A 26239-nucleotide genomic window follows, 5' to 3' on the forward strand; every position below is an offset into this window, starting at 1 on the left:
GGGACTTGCAAAGCTTTATGCAATGCCAAAGGCCCCCCCTATTAGCGGGGGCTGTCACCGCAGGTGACTGGGGGGGTTATACACAGTTTCGTCATATTTCCGACAATGGTTGTGTTTTGTATAAATTTTATACACTGTTCAGGATTTGTTTGTTGTTCTGAAAAAACCGCTGGGGTATACTAAGCACAACGAAAGGGGAGACGACACAGAACCATGAACGCGGTCTTCCCAATACGATTTACAGGAGGTTCCCAGTATGTATTATTCCAGTGGCAACTACGAAGCATTTGCACACCCCAAAAAGCCTGAGGGCGTTGACAATAAATCTGCTTACCTCATCGGCTCCGGTCTGGCGGCCCTGACTGCCGCCTGCTACCTGGTCCGTGACGGCCAGATGCAGGGCGGCCACATCCATGTGTTTGAGAAGGACCCGCTGCCCGGCGGTGCCTGCGACGGCTACAAGTACGATATCGGCTATGTCATGCGCGGCGGCCGTGAGATGGACAACCATTTCGAGGTCATGTGGGATCTGCTCCGCTCCATCCCGTCTTTGGAGACCGAGGGAGCCAGCGTGCTGGACGAGTATTACTGGCTGAATAAGGAGGACCCCAACAAGTCTCTCTGCCGTGCCACTGTCAACCGCGGCCAGGATGCCCACACCGATGGCAAATTCGCCATCTCCGATCAGGGTGCCATGGAGATCATGAAGCTCTTCTTCACCCCGGACGAGCAGCTGCAGGATAAAAAGATCACCGATATCTTTGACGATGAGGTGTTCTCCTCCAACTTCTGGATGTACTGGCGCACCATGTTCGCCTTTGAGAACTGGCACAGCGCGCTGGAAATGAAGCTCTACCTCAAGCGCTATATCCACCACATCGGCGGTCTGCCCGATTTCACCGCCCTGCGCTTTACCCGCTACAACCAGTATGAATCCATCATCCTGCCCATGGTCACCTACCTGAAGGATCACGGCGTGGACTTCCAGTACGAGACCAAGGTCACCGATGTCCAGTTCCGGATCGAGGGCGGCAAAAAGCAGGCCAGCAGCGTGACCGTGGATCACAAGGGTGAGAGCAGGACCATCGACCTCACCGAGAACGACCTGCTCTTCATCACCAACGGCGGCTGCGTGGAGAGCTGCACCATCGGCGCTCAGGACAAGGCCGCAGGCTTTGATCCCACCATCAAGCCGGGCAACGGCTGGGATCTGTGGAAGAAGATCGCCGCACAGGATCCTTCCTTCGGCCATCCCGAAAAGTTCTGCTCTCAGCCGGAGCTGTCCAACTGGGAAAGCGCCACCATCACCACCCTGGACGACAAGATCCCCCAGTATATCAAGAAGATCTGCAAGCGTGACCCCTTCAGCGGCCACACCGTCACCGGCGGCATCGTCACGGTCAAGGATTCCAGCTGGCTGCTCAGCTGGACCCTGAACCGTCAGCAGCAGTTCCGTGACCAGCCCAAGAACCAGCTCTGCGTCTGGGTCTACGGCCTGTTCAGCGACAAGCCCGGCGATTACGTCAAGAAGCCCATGCGCGACTGCACCGGCCGCGAGATCTGCATGGAGTGGCTGTACCACATCGGTGTGCCCGAAGAGGACATTGCCGGGCTGGCAGAGCACAGCGCCAACACCGTGCCTGTGATGATGCCCTATATCGATGCCTTCTTCATGCCCCGTGCCTTCGGCGACCGCCCCGATATCGTGCCCCAGGGCGCTGTCAACTTCGCCTTCCTGGGCCAGTTTGCCGAGACCGGCCGTGACACCATCTTCACCACCGAGTACTCCATGCGCACCGGTATGGAAGCGGTTTACACCCTGCTCAACATCGACCGCGGCGTGCCCGAGGTCTGGGGCAGCACCTACGATGTCCGCAGCCTGATCGATGCAACGGTCAAACTGCGTGACGGCAAGAAGATCACTGATATGGATCTGCCCTTCATCCAGCGGGTGGCCCTCAAGGAAGTGCTCAAGAAGATCGAGGGCACCGACCTTGAGAAGTTCCTCAAGGAATACCATGCCATCTGATGCTGTCTGAGAATCGTCCCCCGATCCTCTGACCCTCTTTTCTGAATGCGGCAAAGCCCTGCACCCTTTCCATGGGATGCGGGGCTTTGCCCTTTTTCTCGGAATTTTCAAACGTTTTACCAAAACAGTATGACTATTGTGGGATTCCTTGACACGAATTTTACAAAAATCCCTTGCGGAAACTGGGGTTCTATGTTAAGATTTAGGTAACAAACAGCCCTCTCGGTCTTGCTGAAGCCCGCCAGTTCCCCAAAAGGGAAAACAACGCAGCACAGTATGGAAGGAGAGGGCTGAAAGAGCGTGTTGAATCAAAGGAGGTCTTTCCCTGTGAAACAGTTCATTACCCGCCGCAGCTTTATCAAGGCTGCCGGTGCTGCCACGGCACTGACCGCAGTTTCTGTCGGTGCACCCGCCGCCTTTGCGGAGGAGACCAATTGCTTCTTTGGTGACAAAGCGGATGTGACCATCCTCTACACCAACGATGTCCACACCTATATCGACAACAAGTCCCCCAAGCCCACCTATGCTGCCATTGCTGCCCTGAAAAAGAGCATCGAGGACACCGGCCGGGATGTGCTGCTGGTGGATGCAGGCGACCATATCCAGGGCACCGCTTACGGCTCCATGGATGACGGCGCTACCATCATCGAGCTGATGAACGAGGCCGGTTACGATCTGGCCACCCCCGGCAACCACGAGTTCGACTACGGCATGGCCCGTGCCAAGGCTGTGATCCAGGAAGCCGACTTCCCCTATGTCTCCTGCAACTGGGTCGATCTGCGCACCGGCTTCAACGTTCTGCCCAGCGTCAAGTTCTTCTTTGTGGGCGGCCGCAAGATCGCCTTTGTGGGCGTGACCACCCCCGAGACCTTCACCAAGTCTACCCCGGCCTACTTTATGAACGATGCCCAGACCAAGTACATCTACGATATTCTGGGCGGCGAGGACGGCCAGAAGCTCTACGATGCCGTTCAGAAGGCCATCGACAAGGCTGAGTTCTGGGGCGCTGACACCATCATCGGTCTGGGCCATCTGGGCGTTGACCCCTCCTCCTCTCCCTGGACCAGTGAGGAAGTCATTGCACACACCCACGGCTTTACCGCTTTCATCGACGGCCACTCCCACACCGTGATGGCCAACAAGCAGGTCACCGATGCTTCCGGCAAGGCAGTCACCCTGACCCAGACCGGTTCTTACTTCAAGAACATCGGCAAGATGACTGTGGGCGCGGACGGCACCATCACCACTGAGCTCATCGACACCTACGAGGGTCTGGATGCTGCCGTGGCCGCCACTGCCTCCAACTGGATCAGCGCAGTGGACGATATGCTGGGCGAGGAGATCGCAGTGGGCGATACCAAATTCTACATCAACGATCCCGCCACCGGCAAGCGCCGCATCCGCTCCGGCGAGACCAACCTTGGCGACTTCGTGGCCGACGGCATCTACACCTACTTCAACGAGATCGAGGAGCTCCACTGTGATGTCGCCATTATGAACGGCGGCGGCATCCGCACCGATGTGGAGGCTGGCCCCTGGAGCTTCAAGACCTGCAAGACCGTCAGCCCCTTTGGCAACGTGGCCTGCCTGATGTCCGTGACTGGCCAGCAGATCCAGGACGCTCTGGAGTTTGGTGCCCGCTTTGCCGGTGCTGAGGGCAAGGAGAACGGCGGCTTCCTGCAGGTGGCAGGTGCCAGGTACACGATCCACCCCATGATCCCCAACACCGTTCAGACCAACGACAAGAATGTCTGGACCGGCAGCGCCGCCACCCCGCGTGTCAGCAATGTGGAGATCTACGACAAGACCACCGGTACTTATCAGCCCCTTGACCCGAACGCCACCTACGCTCTGGCCGGCATGAACTACACCCTGCGCAATCTGGGCGATGGTTTTGCCATGTTCGATGGCGCGACTCTCATCAAAGACTATGTCTCTGAGGACTACCTTGTCATGTCCAGCTACGCAGCCATGTTCGGCGGCGTGGATGCCAACGGTCTGCCGCATCTGGCAAGCGCCAACAGCCCGCTGGCCGATTACCCCGGCTACATGCTCAACTACGAGGATCCGTACGGCGCAGGCCGCATCCAGATGATCTGGTAAATTAAGGATACGACCCTCTCCGTCAACGCCGCAGGCTTTGACGGAGAGGGTTATTTTTAAGCAGCATTGTCAGCAGGAATCGAACCCGGTTTGTGGATCAGGATAGGGGAAAGTTGCATAAATCCGGCAGAGCATCCTTGTATACTACGCCAAAGTTTGTGACTTTTTTATTTGTTTGCTTGCGAACGATCTGCACTGGAAGTATAATAAACGGGCAAGTAATATATCAGCTGTGCTGTTGCAGGCACAGAGACAAAGGAGAAACATTATGCAGACACGGTATACCAGCGCCGACCAGTGGGCAGAGGCCAAAGACGGCGTGATCCCTGCACCCTACGCTCTGGAAGAGGGCGAGCAGATCATTGACCAGTATCTTGAGCCGGTCATCTTCCACAACGTCAACGGCCCCGACATCGGTGTGACCACCTGCGGCGTGATCGTCAAGGACGGCCTGTACTTTAAGGATCTGGACAACAGCGGCGAGCTGGCCCCCTACAAGGATTGGCGGCTGAGCCCTGAGCAGCGCGCTGAGGATATGGTCAAGCACCTGCGGCTGGATCAGCAGGCAGGCCTTGTGCTGAACACCCTGTTCAACAGCCCTGTGGTGCCCACCCGTGCCGAGGCCACCAACGCCGAAGGCAAGCTGGAGCTGGGCAAGATCTACAAGCACCACAACCCCGGGGAAAAGCCCATGCCCGGCCCTCTGCCCGGCATGACCGTCAGCATTGATGACAGCCACGTTCTGGAAAAGCACATTGCCGCCGGTGTTTACCGCGGTGACATGCGCTGCGAGGCCGGCATGGTGGCCCTGTACCACAACGCCGGCACCCAGATGCTGGAATACGAGGCCTGCAAGGGCGGCGTGGCCATTCCGTACTCTCTCCACACCAACCCCATCAACATCGGTTACCCGGACTCTCTGGGCATCGGCGCGGCTGTCATTGGCGACGGCAACACCGACATGGTCTATGAGATGGCCCAGACCGACCGCAAGATGATGAAGGCCGAGGGCCTGAACATCATGTACGGCCCTCAGGTCGATGTGACCTCTGACCCCCGCTGGCCCCGTACCTCCGGTACTTACGGCGAGCGTCCCGATGTCACCAGCGATATTGCCGAGGCTCTGGTCAAGGGCTATCAGGATGGCGACAACGGCCTGAACGAGGGTTCCGTTGTTCTGACCATCAAGCACTTCCCCGGCGATGCCCCCTCTGAGAATGGCTTTGAGCCCCATGTGCCCATCGGCCAGTGGCGCATCTACCGCACCCCCGGCTCGATGGAAAAGTATCATCTGCCCCCGTTCCAGCGCGCCTTTGACCACAAGGTCTCTTCCATCATGCCGGACTACTCCCGTATTGCCACCGATGGCCGTGCCGTGCCCCAGACCTACCGGGGCGAGGTGACCAGCACCGAGGAAGTGCCCAGCGCTTACAGCAAGGAGCTGATCACCGATCTGGCCCGGAACAAGATGGGCTTTGACGGCTATGTCAACTCCGACTCCGGCATCACCACCGTTCAGATCTACGGCGTGGAGAACCTCACCGAGCCTGAGCGCTACGCCAAGGCCATCTCTGCCGGTACCGATGTCATCGGCGGCAACACCGACCCCGAGAACATCGTCAAGGCTGTGGAGGACGGTCTGCTGCCCAAGGCAGATCTGGACCGCGCCAGCTACAATCGTCTGCTGAGCCTGTTCCGCACCAAGCGGGTGGATAACCCCTACCTCGACCCCGACAAGGCCGATCAGGCCCGCGTGGATAACTTCGATGGTGCCAAGAAGAAGGCTTACGAGGCCAACCAGAAGGCTGTTGTTCTGGTCAAGAACCACGAGAAGCTCCTGCCTCTGGCCAAGAGCCAGAAGGTCTGCATCGTCACCTTCAAGGGTGTGGACTCCGGCTTTGCACAGATGGCACAGGCCATGGGTGCCGGTCTGGGCAACACGGACGAGGATGCCGCTCTGCGCAAGACCCTGACGGAAGCCTTTGAGAAGAAGGGCTACACCGTGGTGGCCGCCCCGGAGGAAGCCGATGTGCTCTACCTGCACGTCTGGCCCATCAGCAACGGTCTGGTGTTCAACCAGTACGCAATGCCTGTCATCGAGATGGGCGAGATCGTCACTGACGAGCGCGAGCGCAACAAGAGCCAGAAAAAGACCGGCAACAAGGTCACTGTTGTCACCCTGAAGGACGTGGAGAAGATCAAGGAACTGGCCGATGCCATCCATGCCCGCGGCGGCAAGGTGGTTGGCACCTGCGTGGTCTGCAACCCCTGGCTGCTGGACAAGCTGGAGCCCTACTGCGACGCACTGACCATCCAGTACACCGTCAGCGCCGTTGCCCTGAACAACGCCCTGAACGCTCAGGTCGATGTCATCAGCGGCGACTTTGCCCCCACCGGCAAGCTGAGCCTGACCATGGTCTCTGACCCCGCCGTCATTGCCATCACCGAGCAGGAGATCGACGGTGTGGTGCGCGAGATCTGCGCCTCTCCCAACGACGTGCCCGGCTACGATAAGGATCAGTACATCGATCCCGCCATCCTCGCCAACGTCAAGGGCGGCAGCTACGCCTACTGCGATGCCGACGGCAACTACTACCGCAGCGGCTTCGGTCTGAATTACTAATTCCCGTTAACGAAAAAAGAGCGATACAGCGTTTGCTGTATCGCTCTTTTTATTTACTGCTTGTCAAATTCCGCGGCGATCTCAGTCAGCAGTCTGCGGATGGGCAGGTGCTGAGGGCAGGCCTTTTCGCACCTGCCGCACTGGATGCAGTCAGATGCCCGGCGGCCTGCGCCGGTATAAACATTATTATAGTAAAAGTCGGCGTTCCAGTCGTGATAGATCTGCTTGGTGTTCATCACGGCGAACAGGTCGGGGATGGCGATCTGCCTGGGGCAGCCGTCGGTGCAGTAGCGGCAGGCGGTGCAGGGGATCAGGTTCATGCCGCAGAAGATCGACTGCACCTTCTTCACGGCTTCCAGCTCAGTCTCGTTCAGGGGCTGGAAGTCCTTCATGTAGCTGAGGTTATCCTTCATCTGCTCCATGCTGCTCATGCCGGAGAGCACCATCATCATGCCGGGGAAGCCCGCCGCAAAGCGGATGGCGTAGCTGGCTGGGCTGCCGCCGTGCAGCTCGTCCAGCACCTTCCGGGCCTCTTCGGGCAGGTTGACCAGGTTGCCGCCCTTCACAGGCTCCATGACCAGCACGGGCTTGCCGTGCCTGCGGCAGACTTCATAGCACTTGCGGCTCTGCACGGCGGGGTCGTCGTAGTCCACATAGTTGAACTGGATCTGCACCACCTCGATCTCCGGGTAGTCAGTCAGGATCTGCTCCAGTACCTCGGCATGATCGTGGAAGGAGATGCCCACATGCTTGATTTTGCCCTCGGCCTTCAGCGCAAAAGCGGTCTCATAGGCCCGGCATTTTTTGAAATGCTGGTAAAACGTTGCACTCTGGGCGTGCATCAGGTAGAAATCAAAATAGTCCACACCGCAGGCTTCCAGCTGGCTCTGGAAAAAGGGACGGATGTCAGCCTCAGTTTTGAAGAAAGTGCCGGTCAGCTTGTTGGTCAGGATGTAGCTGTCGCGGGGGTGGCGGCTGGTCAGGCAGGTCTTCAGCGCCGTCTCGCTCCGGCCCTGAAGGTAGCCGTGGGCCGTGTCGAAGTAGTTGAAGCCCTGCTCCAGAAAATAATCGACCATCCGGCTGGTTTCGGCCAGATCGATCTCACCATCCTTCATGGGCAGGCGCATACAGCCAAAACCGAAGTTTTTCTTGATGTTTTCCATGTCCAATACTCCTCTCGTGTGCAAGGGCGGAGTGCACTCCATAACCCGGATACGACAAAAAAAGACATCCGGAGTGTTCGGATGTCTTTTTGGTTGGGGATGAGAGAATCGAACTCCCACAAGTAGAGTCAGAGTCTACCGCACTACCACTATGCAAATCCCCATCAGCTTGGGTCTGTCTTGCGGGGTGAGCCGCTCAACGTGTGCTATTATACGGAAAAAGCGCCGCTTTGTCAAGCGCTTTTTTGAAATTTTTTGCAGAAATCAGAAAAAAGACGCACTTTCGCAGGAGTTCTTGCGGGCTGCTTGATTCCGTCATCCTTCTCATGTTCTTTGCATATACTGGAAATCAGAAGAAGCAAAGACGCACAAAGAGGAGGAACTGCCATGACCCAGACCACGCAAAAGGAAAAGACCCTGCTTTCGCCCCGCATTCCGCGGGACACCGAACACGAGCGCTACCACCCGGAGCTGGAGGAGGAGCTGAAAGAGTGCCTGTTCTGCCTGCACCGGAACGAGATGATGTTCGACCTTGAGGTGGACACCGACCTCATCGAACAGCATATCTATGAGCGGCAGGCCCTTCTGGCCCGCTACCGGTACTTATTGGGCAAGGCCCGGGAATTAGGACTGCATACGATATTGGAAAAGTATCAGCCGGTGGGGTAAGGCCTCGTCTTTGTACAACCTCTCAGTCTCACTTCGTTCGACAGCTCCCCTAGTAGGGGAGCCTCTGGCGAAGAGACAAAGCTTTATGCCATGCCAAGGCCTCCCCTACTAGGGGAGGTGGCATCGAGCGTCAGCGATGATGACGGAGAGGTTTTATAGCAGGGCGTTGCAGAAGATGCGACAAAAATCTTGACAGAATCCCTGAACCGTGCTATCCTATATCAAGATAACAATGCGCAGGTGGTTCTGCGTATCAACTATTTGGAGCTAGAGAGGTTTTTAATTATGGAACGTATTAAGACGATCGCTACTCGTGACCTGACCAAGAGCGTTGTGACCGGTGGCTGCGGCGAGTGCCAGACTTCCTGCCAGTCTGCCTGCAAGACTTCCTGCGGTGTGGCTAACCAGAAGTGCGAGAACAGCAACAAGTAATTTCTGCAAATCGGATGCCGCCTTTGCCGGGCGGCATTTTTTTATGTTACAATGGAATGGAGAATAAAATGGTACATCAGTATCAATTGAACGGCTATAACATCGTGCTGGATACCTGCAGCGGCTCGGTGCATGTGGTGGATGAGGTGGCGTATGATGTCATTGCCATGTACCCCGACCACACCGCCGACGAGATCGTTGCCGCCATGATGGCAAAGTACGGCGACCGTGATGACGTGACCGAGGCCGACCTGCGCCAGTGCATCGATGATGTGGCAAGCCTGAAGGAATCCGGCAAGCTGTGGAGCCCCGATACCTATGAGGATCTCGCGTTCGATTTCAAGAACCGCAACACCGTGGTCAAGGCCCTCTGCCTGCATGTGGCCCACACCTGCAACCTGAACTGCTCCTACTGCTTCGCCTCGCAGGGCCGCTATCAGGGCGAGCGTGCCCTGATGAGCTTTGAGGTGGGCAAGCGGGCAATGGATTTCCTCATTGAGAATTCCGGCAGCCGCCGCAACCTCGAGGTGGACTTCTTCGGCGGCGAGCCTCTGATGAACTTTGATATGGTCAAGAAGCTGGTGGCCTACTGCCGTGAGCAGGAGAAGATCCACAATAAGAACTTCCGCTTCACCATGACCACCAACGGCATGCTCATTGACGATGATGTCATCGACTTCTGCAACAAGGAGTGCCACAACGTGGTCCTGAGCCTGGATGGCCGCAAGGAAGTCCACGACCGCTTCCGCAAGGACTACGCCGGCCATGGCAGCTACGATACCATTGTGCCCAAGTTCCAGGAGTTCGTGAAGAAGCGCGGTGATAAGGGCTATTACATGCGCGGCACCTTTACCCACTACAACACCGACTTCACCAACGATATCTTCCACATGGCAGATCTGGGCTTTACCGAGCTGAGCATGGAGCCCGTGGTCTGCGACCCCAGTGACCCCAGCGCTCTGACCGAGGCAGATCTGCCCATCCTGAAGGAGCAGTATGAGATCCTGGCCAAGGAGATGATCAAGCGGAACCGTGAGGGCCGCGGCTTCACCTTCTACCACTACATGATCGACCTGACCGGCGGCCCCTGCATCTACAAGCGCATTTCGGGCTGCGGCTCCGGCACCGAGTACATGGCTGTGACCCCCTGGGGCGATCTGTATCCCTGCCATCAGTTCGTGGGCGATCCCAAGTACCTGATGGGCGATATCTGGAAGGGTGTCACCAACACGGCAGTCCGGGACGAGTTCAAGCACTGCAACGCCTACGCCCGCAAGGAGTGCCAGGACTGCTGGGCAAAGCTCTACTGCTCCGGCGGCTGTGCAGCCAACTCCTACCACGCAACCGGCAGCATTACCGGCGTGTACGAGTACGGCTGTGAGCTGTTCCGCAAGCGGATGGAGTGCGCCATTATGATCCAGGTGGCTCAGAATCAGGAGCTGGCTGCACAGGGCATCGAAGTGCCCATCCAGCTGGGCTCCACCTGCAATGCCTGCGCCGACGGCGAGGCCTGCGAATAAATGACCACCCCCATTGTCGATTTTGTGCGGCGGTACGCCCAGTCCGGCACCGCCCGGCTCCACATGCCGGGGCATAAGGGGCAGAGCCTGCTGGGCTGTGAGCCGTGGGATATCACCGAGATCCGGGGTGCCGATGAGCTCTACGAGGCCGAGGGTATCATCGCGCAGAGCGAGGCCAACGCCACCCGGCTGTTCGGCACGATCCACACCTATTACAGCACCGAGGGTTCTTCCCAGTGCATCCGGGCCATGCTCTGCCTTGCTTTGCAGGGTGCGCCCCGCACCGGCAAGCGTCCGGTGCTTCTGGCGGCCCGCAATGCCCACAAAGCCCTGCTCTATGCAGCGGCTCTGCTGGACTTCGACATCCAGTGGCTCTGGACTGCACCGGAGGATACCGGCGCGCTGTGCAGCTGCCCGGTAACGGTGCAGGCCCTTTCCGCCGCCCTTGAGGAGCTGGCCGGGCAGGGGAGAACACCCTTCGGCGTTTACCTGACCAGCCCGGATTACCTGGGAGGGATGCAGGACATCGCGGCCCTCTCTGCCGTCTGCGATGCTCACGGCGTGCCCCTGCTGGTGGATAACGCCCACGGGGCCTACCTGCGCTTTCTGCCCGGCGGGAGCCGCCACCCCATTGACCTGGGCGCGGCGGCCTGCTGTGACTCTGGCCACAAGACCCTGCCGGTGCTCACCGGGGGAGCCTACCTGCATCTGGGCCCCAAGGCCCCCGTGCAGGAGGAAAGCACTGTGCGCAACGCACTGGCGCTGTTCGGCTCCACCAGCCCGTCTTATCTGATCCTGCAGTCTCTCGATACCTGCAACCGGCTGCTTTCCACCGATTACCCGGCACGCCTGCAGGAATGCTGTGACCGGCTGGCTGCTCTGCGTGCCCGCCTGAACGCGCTGGCTGCTGCACAGGGCACGGCCCTGCCGCTGGCACTGGACGGTCCCGCCCGGGAACCCATGAAGCTGACGCTGGACGCGGCGGCGCTGGGCCTGACCGGGCAGGCACTGGCCGACCATCTGCGGCAAAGCGGGATGGAATGCGAATATGCCGACCCCCGCTACCTTGTGCTGATGTTCACCCCGGAAAACCCGGCGGAGGACTTTGCCCGGCTGGAAGCGGCTCTGGCAGAACTCTGTGCACGGGGCATCCCCCCGGTAGAACCCCCTGCCGAGCACCGGGAAGCATTCTGTGCGCTGGCCCGGCAGGCGGAGCCGCGCCTGACCGTGCGGCAGGCCGTGTTTGCCCCGCAGGAGACCATCCCGGCAGGGTCTGCGCTGGGCAGGGTCTGCGCTCTGCCCACTGTGTCCTGCCCGCCCGCCATTCCCATCGTGGTCAGCGGCGAGGTGATCGGCCCGGCGGCGCTGGAGCTTTTCGCAGCCTACGGCGTGGAGACGGTCTCGGTGGTGAAACCGGAAAAATTTTGAAAAATCAGGGCGGATCTGCAAGATTCTGCGGCTCTGAAACGTATTAAAGATAGAACAGAGAACATAACCCCTATTCTATGCGGTAATCTGAGGTGTTCCAATGAAAATTCTTCTTGCATCAGATACATGGTCCCCAATGGTCAACGGTGTGGTGCGCTCGGTGGAGCTGCTGTACCACCAGCTGCTGGCACTGGGCCATGACGTGCGGGTGGTGACCCTTGCCCAGAATGGCCATTCCCATGAGGAAAACGGCATCCTGTATGTGGGCAGCATCAGCGCGGAGCGGGTCTACCCGGGCGTGCGGATCAGTGCGGCGGGCGCTCTGCCCATCTCCCACTGGCTGGACGAGCTGGAAGCCTGGGGCCCGGAGGTCATCCATACGCAAAGCGAATTTTCTACCTTTATGCTGGCACAGCGGGTGGCCCGTCGGTGCCGCTGCCCGGTGGTACATACCTACCATACTGTCTACGAGGATTATACCCAGTACCTTTTCTTCAGTGAGCGTCTGGGCCGGATGACCGCCGAAAAGGCCACCCGCATCCTCTCGGGCTATTGCTCCCTCATGCTGGCCCCCACCGAAAAGGTGCGCGCCATGCTCAACCGCTACGGGGTCAGCTGCCCGGTGGTCACAGTGCCCACCGGCATTGACCTGACCGCCTTTGGCCCGGCGCAGGACAACGGCGAGGAAAAGGCCCGGATGCGGGCAGAGCTGGGCATCCCGGAAGGGGATACCGTCCTGCTCTCGCTGGGCCGCCTGGCTGCCGAGAAGAACCACGCCCAGCTGGTGCGTCTGCTGGCCGCGCAGCCGGAGAAGAACCGCCCGTGGCTGGTGTTTGTGGGCGACGGCCCCGCCCGGCCTGACCTGGAAGCACTGACAAAGGAGCTGAAGCTGACCGACCGTGTCCGCTTTGTGGGCATGGTCAAGCCCGATGAGGTACCCCGGTGGTACCGCGTGGGCGATATCTTCGTCAGCGCCTCCCAGAGCGAGACCCAGGGTCTGACCTACTTCGAGGGCATGGCCTGCGGCCTGCCGGTGCTCTGCCGTGCGGACCCCTGCCTGGATGGCGTGGTGGAAAACGGCTTCAACGGCTGGCAGTGGAAGGACGAAGCCGAGTTTGCATCGGCACTGAACACCATCATCTCGGACCCCGCCCTGCGCGGGCAGCTGCACCAGAACGCTCTGGCCACCGCCGCCCGCTACTCGGCAGAGCATTTCGCCCAGCAGGTGCTGGATGCTTACCAGCAGGCCATTGCGCTGAAGCAGTACGAGTCTGAACACAAAAGCATCCTCAGCTGGGTGTGAGCCCAATCTCCAAAGAATCCAGAAAAAGCAGCAGCGCCCTGTCTCCCGCAATGGGAAACAGGGCGCTGCTTTTTGCGCAACCGTTATTCGATGCCGGTTACCTTGTAATCCTGATCCTCAACAGCCTTCTTCAGGTCTGCGTCGGAAGCTTCGGCGTTCAGGGTGACGATGGCGGTACCGGCCTCGTGGCTGACCACGGCCTCGTCCACGGCGGGCAGGGCTTCCAGCGCCTTTTTCACGCGGGCTTCGCAGTGGCCGCACATCATACCTTCAACATGCAGGGTCTTTTTCATGGCATTGTCCTCCTTGACAACGGGAGCCGAAACGGGTTCGGCAGTATTTTCAGCCGCTGCAGGCTGCACGGGGGCAGCGGGCAGGGCGGCAGACTTGGGGTTGCGGTCGTGTTTGGTGCTGTGCAGGTCGAACAGGTTCAGCCGCAGGGCATTGCTCACGACACAGAAGCTGGAAAGGCTCATGGCCGCAGCCCCGAACATGGGGTTCAGGGTCAGGCCGAAGGGGATGAACACACCGGCAGCCAGCGGGATGCCGATGATGTTGTAGATGAACGCCCAGAACAGGTTTTCGTGGATGTTGCGCAGGGTGGCGCGGCTCAGCCGGATGGCGGCGGGCACATCGGAGAGCCGGGAGTTCATCAGGACTACATCGGCCGCGTCAATGGCAACATCGGTACCGGCACCGATGGCGATGCCGGTGTCCGCACGGGTCAGGGCGGGGGCATCGTTGATGCCGTCGCCCACCATGGCCACCTTGCCGCTCTCCTGCAGCCTGCGGATCACGGCCTCCTTGCCGTCGGGCAGAACGCCTGCAATGACCTCGTCCACGCCCGCCTGCCGGCCAATGGCATCGGCGGTGCGCTGGTTGTCGCCGGTCAGCATAACCACCCGGATGCCCATGTTCTGCAGCTCCCGGATGGCACGGGGGCTGTCCTCCTTGAGGGTGTCCGCCACGGCGATCACGCCCATCAGGCGGCCTGCACCGCCAAAGAAGAGGGGCGTTTTGCCCTCAGCGGCCAGCCGGGCGGCTTCGGCCTGGAGTTCAGCGGGTACGGATGCCTTGGTGGCGATGAACTCCGCATTGCCGCCGTAGATCTCCATGCCGTCCAGCCGTGCGGAAAGGCCATTGCCGGGCAGGGCAGCAAAATCGGTCACATCGGGGCAGGCGATGGTCTCTGTCTCGGCATAGGCTAGCACTGCCTTGGCCAGCGGGTGCTCACTCTTCTGCTCCAGCGAGGCCGCCAGCGTCAGCAGCTCGCTCTCGGAAACGCCCTCCGCGGGCAGGATGTCAGTGACCCGGGGTTCGCCGCTGGTGATGGTGCCGGTCTTGTCCAGCGCCACGATCTGGGTGCGGCCTGCGGCTTCCAGCGAGGCGGCAGTCTTGAACAGGATGCCGTTCCTGGCCCCCAGACCGTTGCCCACCATGATGGCCACAGGCGTTGCCAGACCCAGCGCACAGGGGCAGCTGATGACCAGCACCGAAATGCCCCGGGCCAGCGCATAGCCGAACTCCCGGCCCAGCAGCAGCCAGACAAGGGTGGTCAGCACCGAAATGGAGATGACTGCGGGCACGAAGAAGCCGGAAACGGTATCGGCGATCTTGGCAATGGGGGCCTTGGTGGCGGCGGCATCGCTGACCATCCGGATGATCTGGGCCAGCGTGGTATCCTCGCCCACACGGGTGGCTTCGCACTTCAGGAAACCGGACTGGTTGGTGGTGGCGGCACTGACCTTGTCTCCCGCAGTCTTGTCCACCGGGATGCTCTCGCCGGTCAGGGCGCTCTCATTCACGGCGCTGGAACCTTCCAGCACAAGGCCGTCCACCGGGATGTTCTCACCGGGGCGCACCACAAAGAGGTCGCCCTTTTTCACCTGTGCAATGGGCACAGTCACTTCGGCCCCTTCCCGCAGCAGGGTGGCGGTCTGGGGGGCCAGCTTCATCAGGCTCTTGAGCGCGTCGGTGGTCTTGCCCTTGGAGCGGGCCTCCAGCATTTTGCCCACGGTGATCAGGGTCAGGATCATGGCGGCAGATTCAAAGTAGAGCTCCATCATGTAGTGCATGACGAGCACGTCGTTGCCGTCTACCTGAGCGCGGGTCATGGCGAACAGGGCGTAGGTGCTCCAGAGAAAGCTGGCCGAGGAACCCAGCGCCACCAGTGTATCCATGTTGGGGGCACGGTGGAGCAGGCCCTTGAAGCCGCTGATGAAGAACTTCTGGTTGATGACCATTACGATGCCCGCCAGCAGCAGCTGGACCAGACCCATGGCGACGTGGTTGCCGTCGAACCAGTGGGGGAGCGGCCAGCCCCACATCATGTGGCCCATCGAAAAATACATCAGCACCGCCAGAAAGACCAGTGATGCGATGAGCCGTTTCTTCAGTCTGGGTGTTTCGTGGTCAGCCAGTGCATCCAGCTCGGCGCTGGGGGTCTCGGCGGCAGCATCCTTGGGGCTTGCGCCGTAGCCTGCCTCCTGCACTGCCTTGACGATGGCTGATGCGCTGGCGGTGCCCTCCACTCCCATGGAGTTGGTCAGCAGGCTCACCGAGCAGCTGGTCACGCCGGGCACAGCTTTTACGGCCTTCTCCACCCGGGCAGAGCAGGCCGCGCAGCTCATGCCCGTAACAGTATACTGTTCCATTGTTTCCCTCCGATAAAAACGCTGCGTGAATGGGATCAAACGAGCTTGTTCAGGATCCACAAAAACTCCTGCAGCTTCTCTTCACCGCCGTTTTTCAGGTCCTCAGCCACGCAGGTGCTCAGGTGCTGGTCGATCAGCTCCCGGGTAAAACCGTTCAGGGCGCTTCTGGCGGCAGCGGCCTGCACCAGAATATCCGTGCAGTACACGTCCTTTTCTACCATGCTCCGGATGCCCCGGATCTGGCCCTCGATGCGGTTCAGCCGGGTGATGAGGTGCTTGTACTCCTCCTCGGTGCGCTGCTTGTGGCGGCAGCCGCAGCCGGTGCTTCCCTCAGCCGGGGCACAGCAGGGTGCTTCTGCCGGGGCGGGGGAGCAGTGGGGGCAGCTGCCCTCCGGGATCTTGTTCACATCGCTCATGTCTATTCTCCTTTCGTTACCCCTTGGGGGTATCTTGTACCATAGCTGCATTATAGCACGGCGGTCCTGTTTCTGCAAGTAGGGCTGGGGGGTATTATTGTGAATTTTTTATGAACGCAGAAGATAAAACAAAAGGCCCTGCGCCCCAAACGGGGAACAGAGCCTTTGAAGCATCCGGAACGATCAGTAGGCGAATCTGCGCATAAAGGCAAGGTCGCTTGCGGCGCGGGCGGGCACAGCTTCCTCCCGCAGCACGGGCAGGGAAGCCTGCGGCATCTGCCGCAGCATCTCAAAGCCGCCGGCGTAGTCCACGCAGGAATCCTCCAGGCTGGTGGAATAGAGCGTTCCATCCGGCTGGAAGTTCTGGCCCTTGAAATGGACCGCCGTGATCTTGTCGCCATACCAGCTGCCCACCTTATCCCAGATGCGGCGTTGTGCATCCACAGACGCGGCCTCCGGGCCCACATAGTTGGCAAAATCGCAGATGACGCGCAGGTTGGGGCTTGCCATGGTGTCCAGCACCATCCGCACTGCCTCGGGGGTATTCATGGCGTGGTAGTAGACGCACTCCACGGCAAAGAGCACTCCCTGCTCTTCGCAGGCAGGCAGGATCTCGCCCAGACTGCGCAGGAGCGCTTCCTGTGCCTCCTTCCGGGTCACACCGGGCTGTTTGGCCATGTTGGTGGTCTCGCTGCCCATGCAGCCTGCACCCAGCGCCTTGGCAACAGGGATCTGGCTCAGCACCTTTGCCACCTCGGCACGGCGCTTGTCCTCGTCGACATAGCTCAGCTCCACATAGGTGCCGTCCACGGCAATGCCCACGCCGGATGCTGCCGCAGCCGCTCTTGCCCGCTCCACCAGCGCAGGAGTCACATCGTCATAGCTCTTTACGCCCTCCACCGCCTTGGGAAAGGCCAGCTGGGTGCAGGCAAAGCCTGCCTGCCCGATGGAGGAAAAGAGGGTCTCGGGGTCATGGCGGCCAAAATCGTGGCCGCGCGCACCAAGAATGAATTCAGGCATCCTCCACCTCCATCAGCCGAACACACGGGCGGCAAAGAGATTCAGCTCTTTGCCCCACCAGTACCAGTCGTGGGAGACATCGCTGCCCCACACTTCCAGATGCACGGGCAGGCCGCAGTCGGTCAGTGCATCGGCCATGGCCTGGGTGTCCACCAGCGCGTCGCCCTCGTAGCTGCCCTGACCGGCACAGAGGAGAAGGGAATTCTCCTCAGCCTTTGCCAGCAGCTTCTTGTCCACAAGGCCCTCCTCTGCCAGATAGGCCAGGGGGGCATTGCGCAGGACCAGGTCATCTGCTGCATTGCCCAGGAAACGGCTCACATCGTACAGGCCGGAAAGGCCGATGGCACCCGCGAACACCTCGGGGCGGCGCAGGCGGCAGTTCACTGCCTGATACGCACCGGTGTCCACGCCCACCGCCCAGAGCAGGGTGTCCTTTTTGGCACCGTTCAGGGTCAGGATGCGGGGAGCCAGCTCGCTTGTCAGGTAATTGAAATACTTTTCCTGCATCTCGGCCCGGCGGCGGGGAGCTGTGTCCCCGGCCAGCAGACTCTCGGCATCGATGCTGTCGGCGCAGAACAGCTGCACCTTGCCCTCATTCAGCAGCGGGGCAATGGCATCGGGCATCCCGTTGTTTTCCCAGTCGTAAAAGCGGCCGCCCCGCGCGGGCAGAGCCAGCACCGGCGTACCGGCATGGCCGTAGACCTTGAACTCCATGTCGCGGCCCAGCATCCGGCTCCATTCCTTATAATACGTCCCTTGGATCATGGCAGCATCCTCCTGTTGTCACACAAATTGATTGCGCTGGGGGTCATAGGCGTACCCCACAGCGGAAAGCCTGGCACACAGCGCGGCCTTGTCCTCATCCAGATCCTCGCACAGCGCGTCCAGAGTGGGGTAGAAGTCCCGCAGCTTCAGGTTGATCATGCTCAGCAGCATGATCGGGTCATTTGGCAGAGCCATCGTCGATCCCTCCAGAAGATAACAAAAAAGCCGGCCACTCGACAAAGTGACCGGCAGATGCAGCTACTTAGACAGCGCGGGTAACCTTGCCAGCGCGCAGGCAGCGAGAGCATGCGTAGATATACTTGGGAGAGCCTTCCACGACCGCCTTGACACGACGGACATTCGGCTTCCAGGTACGGTTGGAACGGCGATGAGAGTGGGAAACCTTGATACCAAAGGTAACACCCTTGCCGCAGCATTCACACTTAGCCATGGTACTTGCACCTCCTACAGTGAAGTATGGAATTCAAAATAATCAGCTTGACTATTTTACCAGAGATGCGGAGAAAAAGCAAGAGCAAATTTGATTTTTCCGCAACTTTTTTCTTGCAGGGCCAAACCCTTGCCCCAAAAGCGAAAAAATAGTACAATAGGATAAAATCCAACTGAGGGAGAAACGAATGACCGCACAAGGAATGTATTATCTCATCCGGGCACTGGTGACCCTGATTGCCATCCCGTTCCATGAGGCGGGCCACGCGCTGGCCGCCTGGCTGCTGGGCGACCCCACCGCAAAGCGGGAGGGCCGCATCAGCCTGAACCCGTTCCGCCACTTTGACCTCGTGGGCACCCTCTGCATGATCTTTGCCGGGGTGGGCTGGGCAAAGCCTGTTTCCACCGACCCCCGCAATTTCAAAAACCCCAAGTGGGGCATGGCCCTCACCGCGCTGGCAGGCCCGGCGGCCAATCTGCTGCTGGCCTACCTCGGCATGGTGGCGTGGAAGATCCTGTATTATTGGGCCCCTACCACCATGATCACGATTTTCGCAGCCCGCTTCCTCCAATACTTAGTGATGATGGATGTGGGCCTTGCGGTGTTCAACCTCATTCCCATCCCGCCGCTGGACGGCAGCCGCATCCTGCTGGTGGTGCTTCCCCAGCGCATCTACTTTCAGATCATGCGGTACGAGCGCGTCATCTTCGTCATCCTGCTGGCAGCTGTCTGGGCCGGTGTGCTGGATGGCGTGCTGGGCACCTTCAATGATGTGGTCTGGGATCTGCTGGATCTCGGCACCGGCTACATCGACCAGATCGCCTATTCTGCGTATTATGCAACCATCGGGACGGTGATCTGAGTGGCAGAAGAACTGACCTTCCGTCTGGAGGATTTTGAGGGCCCGCTGGAGCTGCTGCTCACGCTGGTGCAGAAGCACAAGATGGATCTGCACAACATCCCCATTCTGGAGCTTATCGACCAGTACACCCGCGCGGTGGAATCGGCCGAGAGCACCGACCCTGAAATTTCCAGTGCCTTTATCGAGATGGCCGCCCACCTGGTGGAGATGAAGAGCTATCTGCTGCTGCCCCGCAGTGAAGAGGGCGAGCGGATGAAGCAGGAGCTCACCGGCCAGCTCATTGAATATGACCAGTGCCGCCGGATGGCCGCCCGTCTGCGGGAGCGGGGAGAGGAATATACCGTGTTCGTGCGCACCCCGGCCCGGCTGGAATGGGACAACACCTATGATCTCTTCCATTCGCCGCAGGTGCTGGCAGACTGCTGGCAGGCCCTGATGGGGCGCACCACCGTCCGAAAAATGCCAACCCAGCAGCAGTTCGAGCCGCTGGTGTCGGCCCCGCAGGTCTCGGTGAGCAGCCGGGTGGTCTACATCCTGCGCCAGCTCATTGCAGGCGGTGCAAAAAAGATGGACCAGCTGTTTTCCCGCCGCCAGACCCGGGGGGCCAACGTGGCCACCTTTCTGGCACTGCTGGAGCTGGTGCGCGGCGGCCGTGTGACGCTTGGCCCGGAGGGCGAGCTGAAGATGCGCCGGGGCCGCATCGACCGCACAAAGGAGGAGCAATGAATCAGAAACAAATTCGTGCCGCCGTGGAGGCAATGCTCTTTGCCTACGCGGAGCCCATCGGGGCCGACAAGCTGGCCCAGGCGCTGCAGCTGCCCACCGCCAGCGTGGAATCTGCGCTGGAAGCACTGCACGAGCGCTGCCAGAAAGAGGACAGCGGCCTGTGCCTGCTCCACCTGAACACCCACTGGCAGCTGGCCACCAAAACGGAATTTGCGGAGTGCGTCCGCCGTGTGCTGGACACCCGCCGCTCCATCCCGCTGGGTCCGGCGGCCATGGAGACCCTGACCGTCATCGCCTACAACCAGCCTGTCTCCCGCGCCTTCATCGAGCAGGTGCGCGGCGTGGATTCCTCCTCCAGTGTGTCGGGCCTGCTGGAAAAGGGGCTCATTGAAGAGGCAGGCCGTCTCGATCTGCCCGGCAGACCGGTGGCTTTCCGCACCACGGATGTGTTCCTGCGGTGCTTTGGCCTGTCCAGTCTGGAAGATCTGCCCCCGGTGCGGGGCACGGAAAGTGAGGCGGCCCAATGAGCGTCCTGTGGAGTGTTCTCGCTGGTATCGGTACGGTGCTGCTGTTCCTCTTAAAAGGAGTGGGCATCCTGCTGCTGGTGGTGCTGGTGTTGGGTCTGCTGCTCATGTTCTGCCCCTTCTGTGCCGATGTACAGTGGGCGGAGGGCATCTTTCAGGTAAAGGCCGGTGCACTGGGCATCACCTTCCCGGTGTTCCGGTATCCCGCGCCGGAAAAGCCGGAGAAAAAGAAAAAAGAAAAAAAGAAGAAAGCGTCCGGCGGGCAGAAGCCCAAAAAAGAAACCCCGCCCCGCCAGAAGGCGAAGCTGACCCTGCAGATCGTCTGCACCATCTTAAAAGGGGCGGGAAAGCTCACCCGGGCCATCATCGGCTCCCTGCGCTTCACCCGGATCGACGTTGTCCTCGGTGTCCGGGGCGAAGAACCTGCCGAGACTGCCCGCAGCTATGGCAGGCTGAACGCCTGGCTCTACCCGACGCTGGGTTTTCTGGACCGGTTCCTCTATCTGGACTTTGAGCAGCTCCGGCTCCTGCCGGATTTCAGCAGCGCCGAGCCCACCGTAAAGGATCACGTCTCCTTCCGGGTCACGGCCCGGGCCTACGCCATCGTTTTCACGCTTCTGCGCGTTCTGTATGCGTTCTGGCGCGAAAAGGTACTGGACGTTTTTATCTAGCTCGGGTATAATATTTTTGTATGGTGCGTCCGCGTCCCGGCCCGTACAGGGCAGGGAAGTGGTTCCGTGGGAGCGGCGTTCCGCTCCCCGATATAGAAGTAAGGAGGCCGAATTTATGGCTGAGCATCCCATTCAAAACCTGATGAACGTTACGATGGACAAGATCCGTCAGATGGTGGATTCCAACACCATCGTCGGCAAGCCCATCACCACCGATGACGGCACCACCATCCTGCCGGTGTCCAAGGTGAGCTTCGGCTTTGCCTCTGCCGGCACCGATTTCGACGGCAAGAACGCCGCCAACAAGGATCTGTTCGGCGGCGGCTCCGGCGCGGGTGTCAATATCCAGCCCGTGGCATTCCTGGTGGTCAAGGACGGCTGCGTCCGCACCATCCAGCTCTCTGACGGCAACAACACCGTGGACCGCGCCCTGACCATGATCCCCGAACTGGTGGAAAAGGTCAGTGCACTCATTAAAAAGGACGAGCCTGCTGCTCCCAAAAGCGAGCAGTGACGGCCAGCCGTCCTCCAACACATCGCCGTAACTGCAAGATTCCAACTTGCAGTTTTTTCAGCGCATGCTCCGGCGTGCGTTTTTGAGCGCCGGGAGGCGCACAAGGAGTTTTATTATGGCAGAAGAACGTATTCAGAAGATCATGGCCGAGCAGGGCTTGTGTTCCCGCCGCGCGGCCGAGCAGATCATTGCCGAGGGCCGTGTCAAGGTCAACGGCCACCCCGTCAAGGTGGGCGACAAGATGGACCCCAACCGGGATGTGCTGCATGTGGATGACGAGCGCATCTACATCCAGAAGAACCAGCAGCTCTACTATCTGGCCCTGTACAAGCCCCGCGGCTATGTGACCACCGCCAGCGATGAGCTGGGCCGCAAGACCGTTATGGAGCTGGTCAGTGATATCCCCGCCCGCCTGTACCCGGTGGGCCGCCTGGATAAGGACAGCGAGGGCCTGCTGCTGATGACCAACGACGGTGCCTTTGCACAGGCTGTCACCCATCCGTCGGGCGGCATCTCCAAGCTGTACCGCGTCACCGTGCAGCCCCGGGCCGATGAGAGCCAGATCCTGAAGATGAGCTCCGGCGTTGTTCTGGACGATGGCACCAAGACCATGCCCTGCGCCATCAACGTCGTCACCGATGAGCCCGGCCGCACCGTGATGGAGATGACCCTGAAAGAGGGCAAGAACCGCGAGATCCGCCGCATGTGCGAGGCCGTTGGTCTGGAGGTCGTCCGCCTGAAGCGCAACGCCGAGGGCGTGGTCAAGCTGGGAATGCTCAAGCCCGGCACCTATCGTGAACTGACCAAGGCAGAAGTCAGCGGCCTGCGTGCCGCCGCTGCCAAAGGCCGCGCCCAAACCCGCAGTGCCGCACTGCAGTCCAAGGCTGCCGCTCGCCGCCCCAAGGGCCCTGTGGGCAGCGGCAATGCCCCCGCAAAACGGAGAAAGTGATCGTTTTTTCAGCTTTCACGGCGCAAAAAACGTCTGATCCTGGAAAAGATTGTGAAATTTTTCCGCAAAATGGGCCTTTCAGCCCTTGTGAACGCTCTCAAAATAAGGTATAATGATACTAATTTTGAAAGCTCAAAATAAAAAGCTCAAAATAGAAAAGCAGGAGGTCTTACCATGGCTTCAAAGAGTAACAAAGGAGAAATCCTCGCCAAGTTTTTCGATGACGGGGAGTATACCGCACTGTTTGCGGACGGCGCAGTGAGTGCTGCCTGCGGCTATGCGGCTGGTCAGCAGGCTTATGCTGTTTACCAGAACGGCGAGGCTGTCTCTGTCAAGGACGTTGAGAAGAACATCAAAGTCCTGGAGATGGCTGCTCAGACCGGCTGCCCGGTGGTCACGTTCTACAACTCTGTCGGCGCTAAGCTGGCTGAGGGTCTGGACGTTCTGACCGCCAGCGCCAAGCTGAACGCCGCCATCGCCAAGGTTTCCGGTGTCATCCCCCAGATCGCAGTCGTCACCGGCGTGTGCGGCGGCACCAGCGCACTGAGCGCTGCCAATGCTGACGTGTGCGTCATGGCTGAGGATGCAGAGCTGTTCTTCACCGCTCCGTTCACCTCCGCCGCCAAGGGCGACAAGGTCCCCGGCGCAGGCACTGCCGAGGCTGCTGCCAAGGCTGGTGTGGCTGCCATCGTGGCTGCCAACGCTGAGGAAGCTGCCGAGAAGGCTGCCCACATCGTGGGTCTGCTGCCCGCCAACAACCTGACCGGCCCCGCCATCTTCGAGTTCGAGCAGCCCACCAGCGTTCTGAGCGCCGGCGCTGCCCCCGAGAAGGCTGCCGCTGCCCTGATCGACAAGGACAGCGCTGTGGAGCTGTACGCAGGCTTCGGCAAGCACGTCTACACCGCATTCGCAACCATCGGCGGCAACGCTGTGGGTATTGTGGCCACCGGCGAGACCCTGTGCCACAACTGCGTGGCCAAGGCTTCCCGCTTTGTCCGCCTGTGCGATGCTTTCAGCGTGCCCGTGCTGACCATCGTCAACACCAACGGCTTTGTACCCAGCGCCACCGATGACATCGCAGGCGGCATCCGTGAGGCTGCCCGTCTGGCTGCTACCTATGCCGATGCTACCACCGCCAAGGTGGCTCTGCTTTCCGGCAAGGCTGTGGGCCCTGTCTACACCGCTCTGGCTAACGCTGACCTGAAGATCGCCGTCAACGGCTGCACCGTCAGCGCTCTGGAGCCCAACGCTGCCGTCTCCGTCCTGTACAAGGCCGAGATCGACGCTTCCGACAACATCATTGCCGCCACCAACGCCAAGGCTGCCCAGTACACCGCTGAGGTGTGCAGCGCTGCCAACGCCGTTGCCGCCGGTGCCGCTGATATGACCTGCGACGCTGCCAACGCCCGTGCAAGCGTGGTTGCCGCCTTTGAGCTGCTGAGCACCAAGCGTGCCGCCCGCCTGCCCAAGAAGCACGGCAACATGGCTCTGTAAGCGGTTCCGGAACGTAAACCGTACATCGAATCCATACATTGATTTTGTTCAGGAGGATCCTTCCATGAAGTACTACAATATTACCGTCAATGGCGTTGCTTACAGCGTTTCCGTTGAGGAGACCGCCGCAGGCGCTGCTCCCGTTGCAGCTCCCGCTGCTCCCGCCGCACCCAAGGCTCCGGCTGCTCCTGCTGCCGCTCCCAAGGCTGCTGCTCCCGCCGGTGCTGCCGGTGCCGTTACCGTCAAGGCTCCCATGCCCGGCAACATCCTGGATGTCAAGGTCGCAGCCGGTGCTTCCGTCAAGGCCGGTGACGTGCTGGTCATCCTCGAGGCCATGAAGATGGAGAACGAGATCGTTGCTCCTCAGGATGGCACTGTGGCCTCCGTCAACGTCAACAAGGGCGACACCGTCAACTCCGGTGACGTTCTGGTTTCCATGAACTGAGAACTGAGGAAGAGGTGACAACCATGGCCAAAAAGCCGATCAAGATTACGGAAGTCGTCCTGCGTGATGCTCACCAGTCTCTGCTGGCCACCCGTATGACGATGGATGAGATGCGTCCCATCCTGCCCGAAATGGATAAGATCCCTTACTTCTCTGTCGAGTGCTGGGGCGGCGCTACTTTTGATAGCTGCATCCGCTTCCTCGATGAGGACCCCTGGGAGCGTCTGCGCATCCTGCGCAAGGAGCTGCCCCACCAGAAGCTGCAGATGCTGTTCCGCGGCCAGAACATGCTGGGCTACCGCCCCTACGCCGATGATGCTGTCGAGTACTTTGTGCAGAAGTCTGTTGCAAACGGCATCGATGTCATCCGCATCTTCGACGCACTGAACGATCCCCGCAATCTGCAGACCGCCATTAAGTCTGCCAACAAGGAAGGCGCACATGTTCAGGGCTGCATCAGCTACACCCTGAGCCCCGTGCACAACAACGAGTACTACGTCAAGTATGCCAAGACCCTGGAGGAGATGGGCGCAAACTCCATCTGCATCAAGGACATGGCTGGCCTGCTGACTCCCTACACCTGCTACGATCTGGTCAAGGAGCTGAAGAACACCCTGTCCATCCCGGTCGATATCCACAGCCACTACACTGCCGGTCTGGCTTCCATGTCCCTGCTGAAGGGCATTGAGGCAGGTGCCGACATCGTTGATACCGCCATGAGCCCCCTGAGCGGCGGCACCAGCCACATGGCCACCGAAAGCCTGGTCGCTGCCCTGCAGGGCACCGATTACGACACCGGTCTGGATCTGAAGCAGCTGAACGTTGTCCGCGCTTACTTTGCAAAGCTGCGCGAGAAGTACATCGCCAACGGTCAGATCAGCCCCAAGAGCCTGGGCGTGGATGCCAACACCCTGCTGTATCAGGTGCCCGGCGGCATGTTCTCCAACATGCTCAAGCAGCTGAAGGATGCAGGCAAGGAAGATAAGCTGGACGAAGTGCTGGCTGAGATCCCCCGCGTTCGTGAGGACGCAGGCTATCCTCCGCTGGTCACCCCCACCAGCCAGATCGTTGGCACGCAGGCTGTGTTCAACGTCATCCTGGGCGAGCGCTACAAGATGGTCACCAAGGAGTTCAAGGGCCTGGTCCACGGCGATTACGGCAAGACTCCCGCTCCCATCAGCCCCGAGTTCACCAAGAAGATCCTGGGCGACGAGCAGCCCATTACCTGCCGCTTTGCCGACACCCTGGCTCCCGAGATGGACAAGCTGAAGGCTGAGGCCGCCAAGTGGGCAACGCAGGAAGAGGATGTTCTGACCTACGCAATGTTCCCGCAGGTCGCACCCAAGTTCTTCGAGAAGCGCAATGCCAAGAAGCAGGGCGTGGACGCTGACCACGCTGATTACACCAATCAGTCTCACCCTGTCTAAATCATAATACCAGAAGGGGCTGCTGCACCGTTTGATGCAGCAGCCCCTTCT

Annotated in this window: 24 protein-coding genes and 1 tRNA gene; 17 read left to right on the forward strand and 8 right to left on the reverse strand. The window is 60.0% G+C overall.

What is annotated here, in order from left to right; genetic code table 11:
• The first annotated feature begins 256 nt into the window (after positions 1 to 256).
• The 3 genes from GXM22_RS06770 to GXM22_RS06780 all read left to right on the forward strand — a co-directional run bounded on the left by GXM22_RS06770 (position 257) and on the right by GXM22_RS06780 (position 6755).
• Positions 257 to 2029 (forward strand): oleate hydratase, encoded by a 1773-nt coding sequence (locus tag GXM22_RS06770; protein WP_005932606.1) that lies wholly within the window; start codon positions 257 to 259, stop codon positions 2027 to 2029.
• Positions 2030 to 2356: 327 nt separating this feature from the next.
• A complete protein-coding gene (locus GXM22_RS06775) occupies positions 2357 to 4132 on the forward strand; it encodes a bifunctional metallophosphatase/5'-nucleotidase (RefSeq protein ID WP_005932613.1) in 1776 nt (591 codons plus the stop codon).
• 268 nt (positions 4133 to 4400) lie between these two features.
• Entirely contained in the window at positions 4401 to 6755 is a 2355-nt protein-coding gene (locus tag GXM22_RS06780) for a glycoside hydrolase family 3 protein (protein ID WP_005932616.1), read from the forward strand.
• A gap of 53 nt (positions 6756 to 6808) precedes the next feature.
• Here the strand turns inward: GXM22_RS06780 and GXM22_RS06785 are convergent, their stop codons facing one another.
• Both GXM22_RS06785 and GXM22_RS06790 read right to left on the reverse strand, forming a co-directional pair.
• Positions 6809 to 7918, reverse strand: a complete 1110-nt coding sequence (locus GXM22_RS06785; RefSeq protein WP_005932619.1) for an aldo/keto reductase — start codon at positions 7916 to 7918, stop codon at positions 6809 to 6811.
• 90 nt (positions 7919 to 8008) lie between these two features.
• Positions 8009 to 8082, reverse strand: a tRNA-Gln gene (locus GXM22_RS06790).
• Between the two features lie 223 nt (positions 8083 to 8305).
• On the opposite strand from GXM22_RS06790, the gene GXM22_RS06795 reads away from it, so the two are divergent.
• From GXM22_RS06795 to GXM22_RS06815, 5 genes are all read left to right on the forward strand, one after another.
• Positions 8306 to 8587, forward strand: a complete 282-nt coding sequence (locus GXM22_RS06795; protein ID WP_005932624.1) for a DUF2508 family protein — start codon at positions 8306 to 8308, stop codon at positions 8585 to 8587.
• A gap of 285 nt (positions 8588 to 8872) precedes the next feature.
• Entirely contained in the window at positions 8873 to 9019 is a 147-nt protein-coding gene (gene scfA, locus GXM22_RS06800) for a six-cysteine ranthipeptide SCIFF (protein ID WP_015563834.1), read from the forward strand.
• Between the two features lie 68 nt (positions 9020 to 9087).
• The gene (gene scfB, locus GXM22_RS06805; protein WP_035394028.1) at positions 9088 to 10539 is read left to right on the forward strand and encodes a thioether cross-link-forming SCIFF peptide maturase; all 1452 of its coding nucleotides are present in this window, start codon (positions 9088 to 9090) and stop codon (positions 10537 to 10539) included.
• Positions 10540 to 11967 carry an aminotransferase class I/II-fold pyridoxal phosphate-dependent enzyme gene (locus GXM22_RS06810; protein ID WP_005932630.1) on the forward strand — a complete coding sequence of 476 codons (1428 nt, stop codon included), beginning with the start codon at positions 10540 to 10542 and terminating at the stop codon, positions 11965 to 11967.
• Positions 11968 to 12067: 100 nt separating this feature from the next.
• Entirely contained in the window at positions 12068 to 13270 is a 1203-nt protein-coding gene (locus GXM22_RS06815) for a glycosyltransferase family 4 protein (protein WP_035394030.1), read from the forward strand.
• Between the two features lie 83 nt (positions 13271 to 13353).
• On the opposite strand, the gene GXM22_RS06820 is transcribed toward GXM22_RS06815, so the two are convergent.
• The 6 genes from GXM22_RS06820 to rpmB form a co-directional block, all read right to left on the reverse strand.
• Entirely contained in the window at positions 13354 to 15924 is a 2571-nt protein-coding gene (locus GXM22_RS06820; protein WP_005932634.1) for a heavy metal translocating P-type ATPase, read from the reverse strand.
• A gap of 35 nt (positions 15925 to 15959) precedes the next feature.
• Positions 15960 to 16340, reverse strand: coding sequence for a metal-sensing transcriptional repressor (locus tag GXM22_RS06825; RefSeq protein ID WP_097770768.1), 381 nt, complete (start codon positions 16338 to 16340; stop codon positions 15960 to 15962).
• Positions 16341 to 16523: 183 nt separating this feature from the next.
• A complete protein-coding gene (locus GXM22_RS06830) occupies positions 16524 to 17360 on the reverse strand; it encodes a sugar phosphate isomerase/epimerase family protein (RefSeq protein ID WP_005932640.1) in 837 nt (278 codons plus the stop codon).
• Between the two features lie 12 nt (positions 17361 to 17372).
• A complete protein-coding gene (locus GXM22_RS06835) occupies positions 17373 to 18125 on the reverse strand; it encodes an esterase family protein (protein WP_005932642.1) in 753 nt (250 codons plus the stop codon).
• A gap of 18 nt (positions 18126 to 18143) precedes the next feature.
• Entirely contained in the window at positions 18144 to 18320 is a 177-nt protein-coding gene (locus GXM22_RS06840) for a DUF4250 domain-containing protein (RefSeq protein WP_005932644.1), read from the reverse strand.
• A gap of 67 nt (positions 18321 to 18387) precedes the next feature.
• Positions 18388 to 18576, reverse strand: coding sequence for a 50S ribosomal protein L28 (gene rpmB, locus GXM22_RS06845; protein WP_005932647.1), 189 nt, complete (start codon positions 18574 to 18576; stop codon positions 18388 to 18390).
• Positions 18577 to 18763: 187 nt separating this feature from the next.
• Here rpmB and GXM22_RS06850 point away from each other — a divergent pair, with 187 nt between their 5' ends.
• From GXM22_RS06850 to GXM22_RS06890, 9 genes are all read left to right on the forward strand, one after another.
• Positions 18764 to 19438 (forward strand): site-2 protease family protein, encoded by a 675-nt coding sequence (locus GXM22_RS06850; RefSeq protein WP_005932654.1) that lies wholly within the window; start codon positions 18764 to 18766, stop codon positions 19436 to 19438.
• A complete protein-coding gene (locus GXM22_RS06855; protein ID WP_005932657.1) occupies positions 19439 to 20164 on the forward strand; it encodes a segregation and condensation protein A in 726 nt (241 codons plus the stop codon).
• Positions 20161 to 20691 carry an SMC-Scp complex subunit ScpB gene (gene scpB / locus GXM22_RS06860; protein WP_005932660.1) on the forward strand — a complete coding sequence of 177 codons (531 nt, stop codon included), beginning with the start codon at positions 20161 to 20163 and terminating at the stop codon, positions 20689 to 20691. Before GXM22_RS06855 ends, scpB begins: the two co-directional genes overlap by 4 nt.
• Positions 20688 to 21359, forward strand: a complete 672-nt coding sequence (locus tag GXM22_RS06865) for a DUF2953 domain-containing protein (RefSeq protein ID WP_005932663.1) — start codon at positions 20688 to 20690, stop codon at positions 21357 to 21359. The genes scpB and GXM22_RS06865 overlap by 4 nt, the downstream gene beginning before the upstream one ends.
• 115 nt (positions 21360 to 21474) lie before the next feature.
• A complete protein-coding gene (gene ytfJ / locus GXM22_RS06870) occupies positions 21475 to 21873 on the forward strand; it encodes a GerW family sporulation protein (RefSeq protein WP_005932665.1) in 399 nt (132 codons plus the stop codon).
• 115 nt (positions 21874 to 21988) lie between these two features.
• A complete protein-coding gene (locus GXM22_RS06875) occupies positions 21989 to 22822 on the forward strand; it encodes a pseudouridine synthase (RefSeq protein WP_035394034.1) in 834 nt (277 codons plus the stop codon).
• Between the two features lie 174 nt (positions 22823 to 22996).
• A complete protein-coding gene (locus GXM22_RS06880; RefSeq protein ID WP_005932669.1) occupies positions 22997 to 24316 on the forward strand; it encodes a carboxyl transferase domain-containing protein in 1320 nt (439 codons plus the stop codon).
• 64 nt (positions 24317 to 24380) lie between these two features.
• Positions 24381 to 24761, forward strand: a complete 381-nt coding sequence (locus GXM22_RS06885) for a biotin/lipoyl-containing protein (protein WP_005932671.1) — start codon at positions 24381 to 24383, stop codon at positions 24759 to 24761.
• A 23-nt stretch (positions 24762 to 24784) separates the two neighbouring features.
• Positions 24785 to 26188: an oxaloacetate decarboxylase subunit alpha gene (locus tag GXM22_RS06890; RefSeq protein ID WP_005932672.1), complete on the forward strand. Its 1404-nt coding sequence runs from the start codon at positions 24785 to 24787 to the stop codon at positions 26186 to 26188.
• Positions 26189 to 26239: the final 51 nt, after the last annotated feature.

The organism is Faecalibacterium duncaniae, assembly GCF_010509575.1.
Lineage (GTDB): Bacteria > Bacillota > Clostridia > Oscillospirales > Ruminococcaceae > Faecalibacterium > Faecalibacterium duncaniae.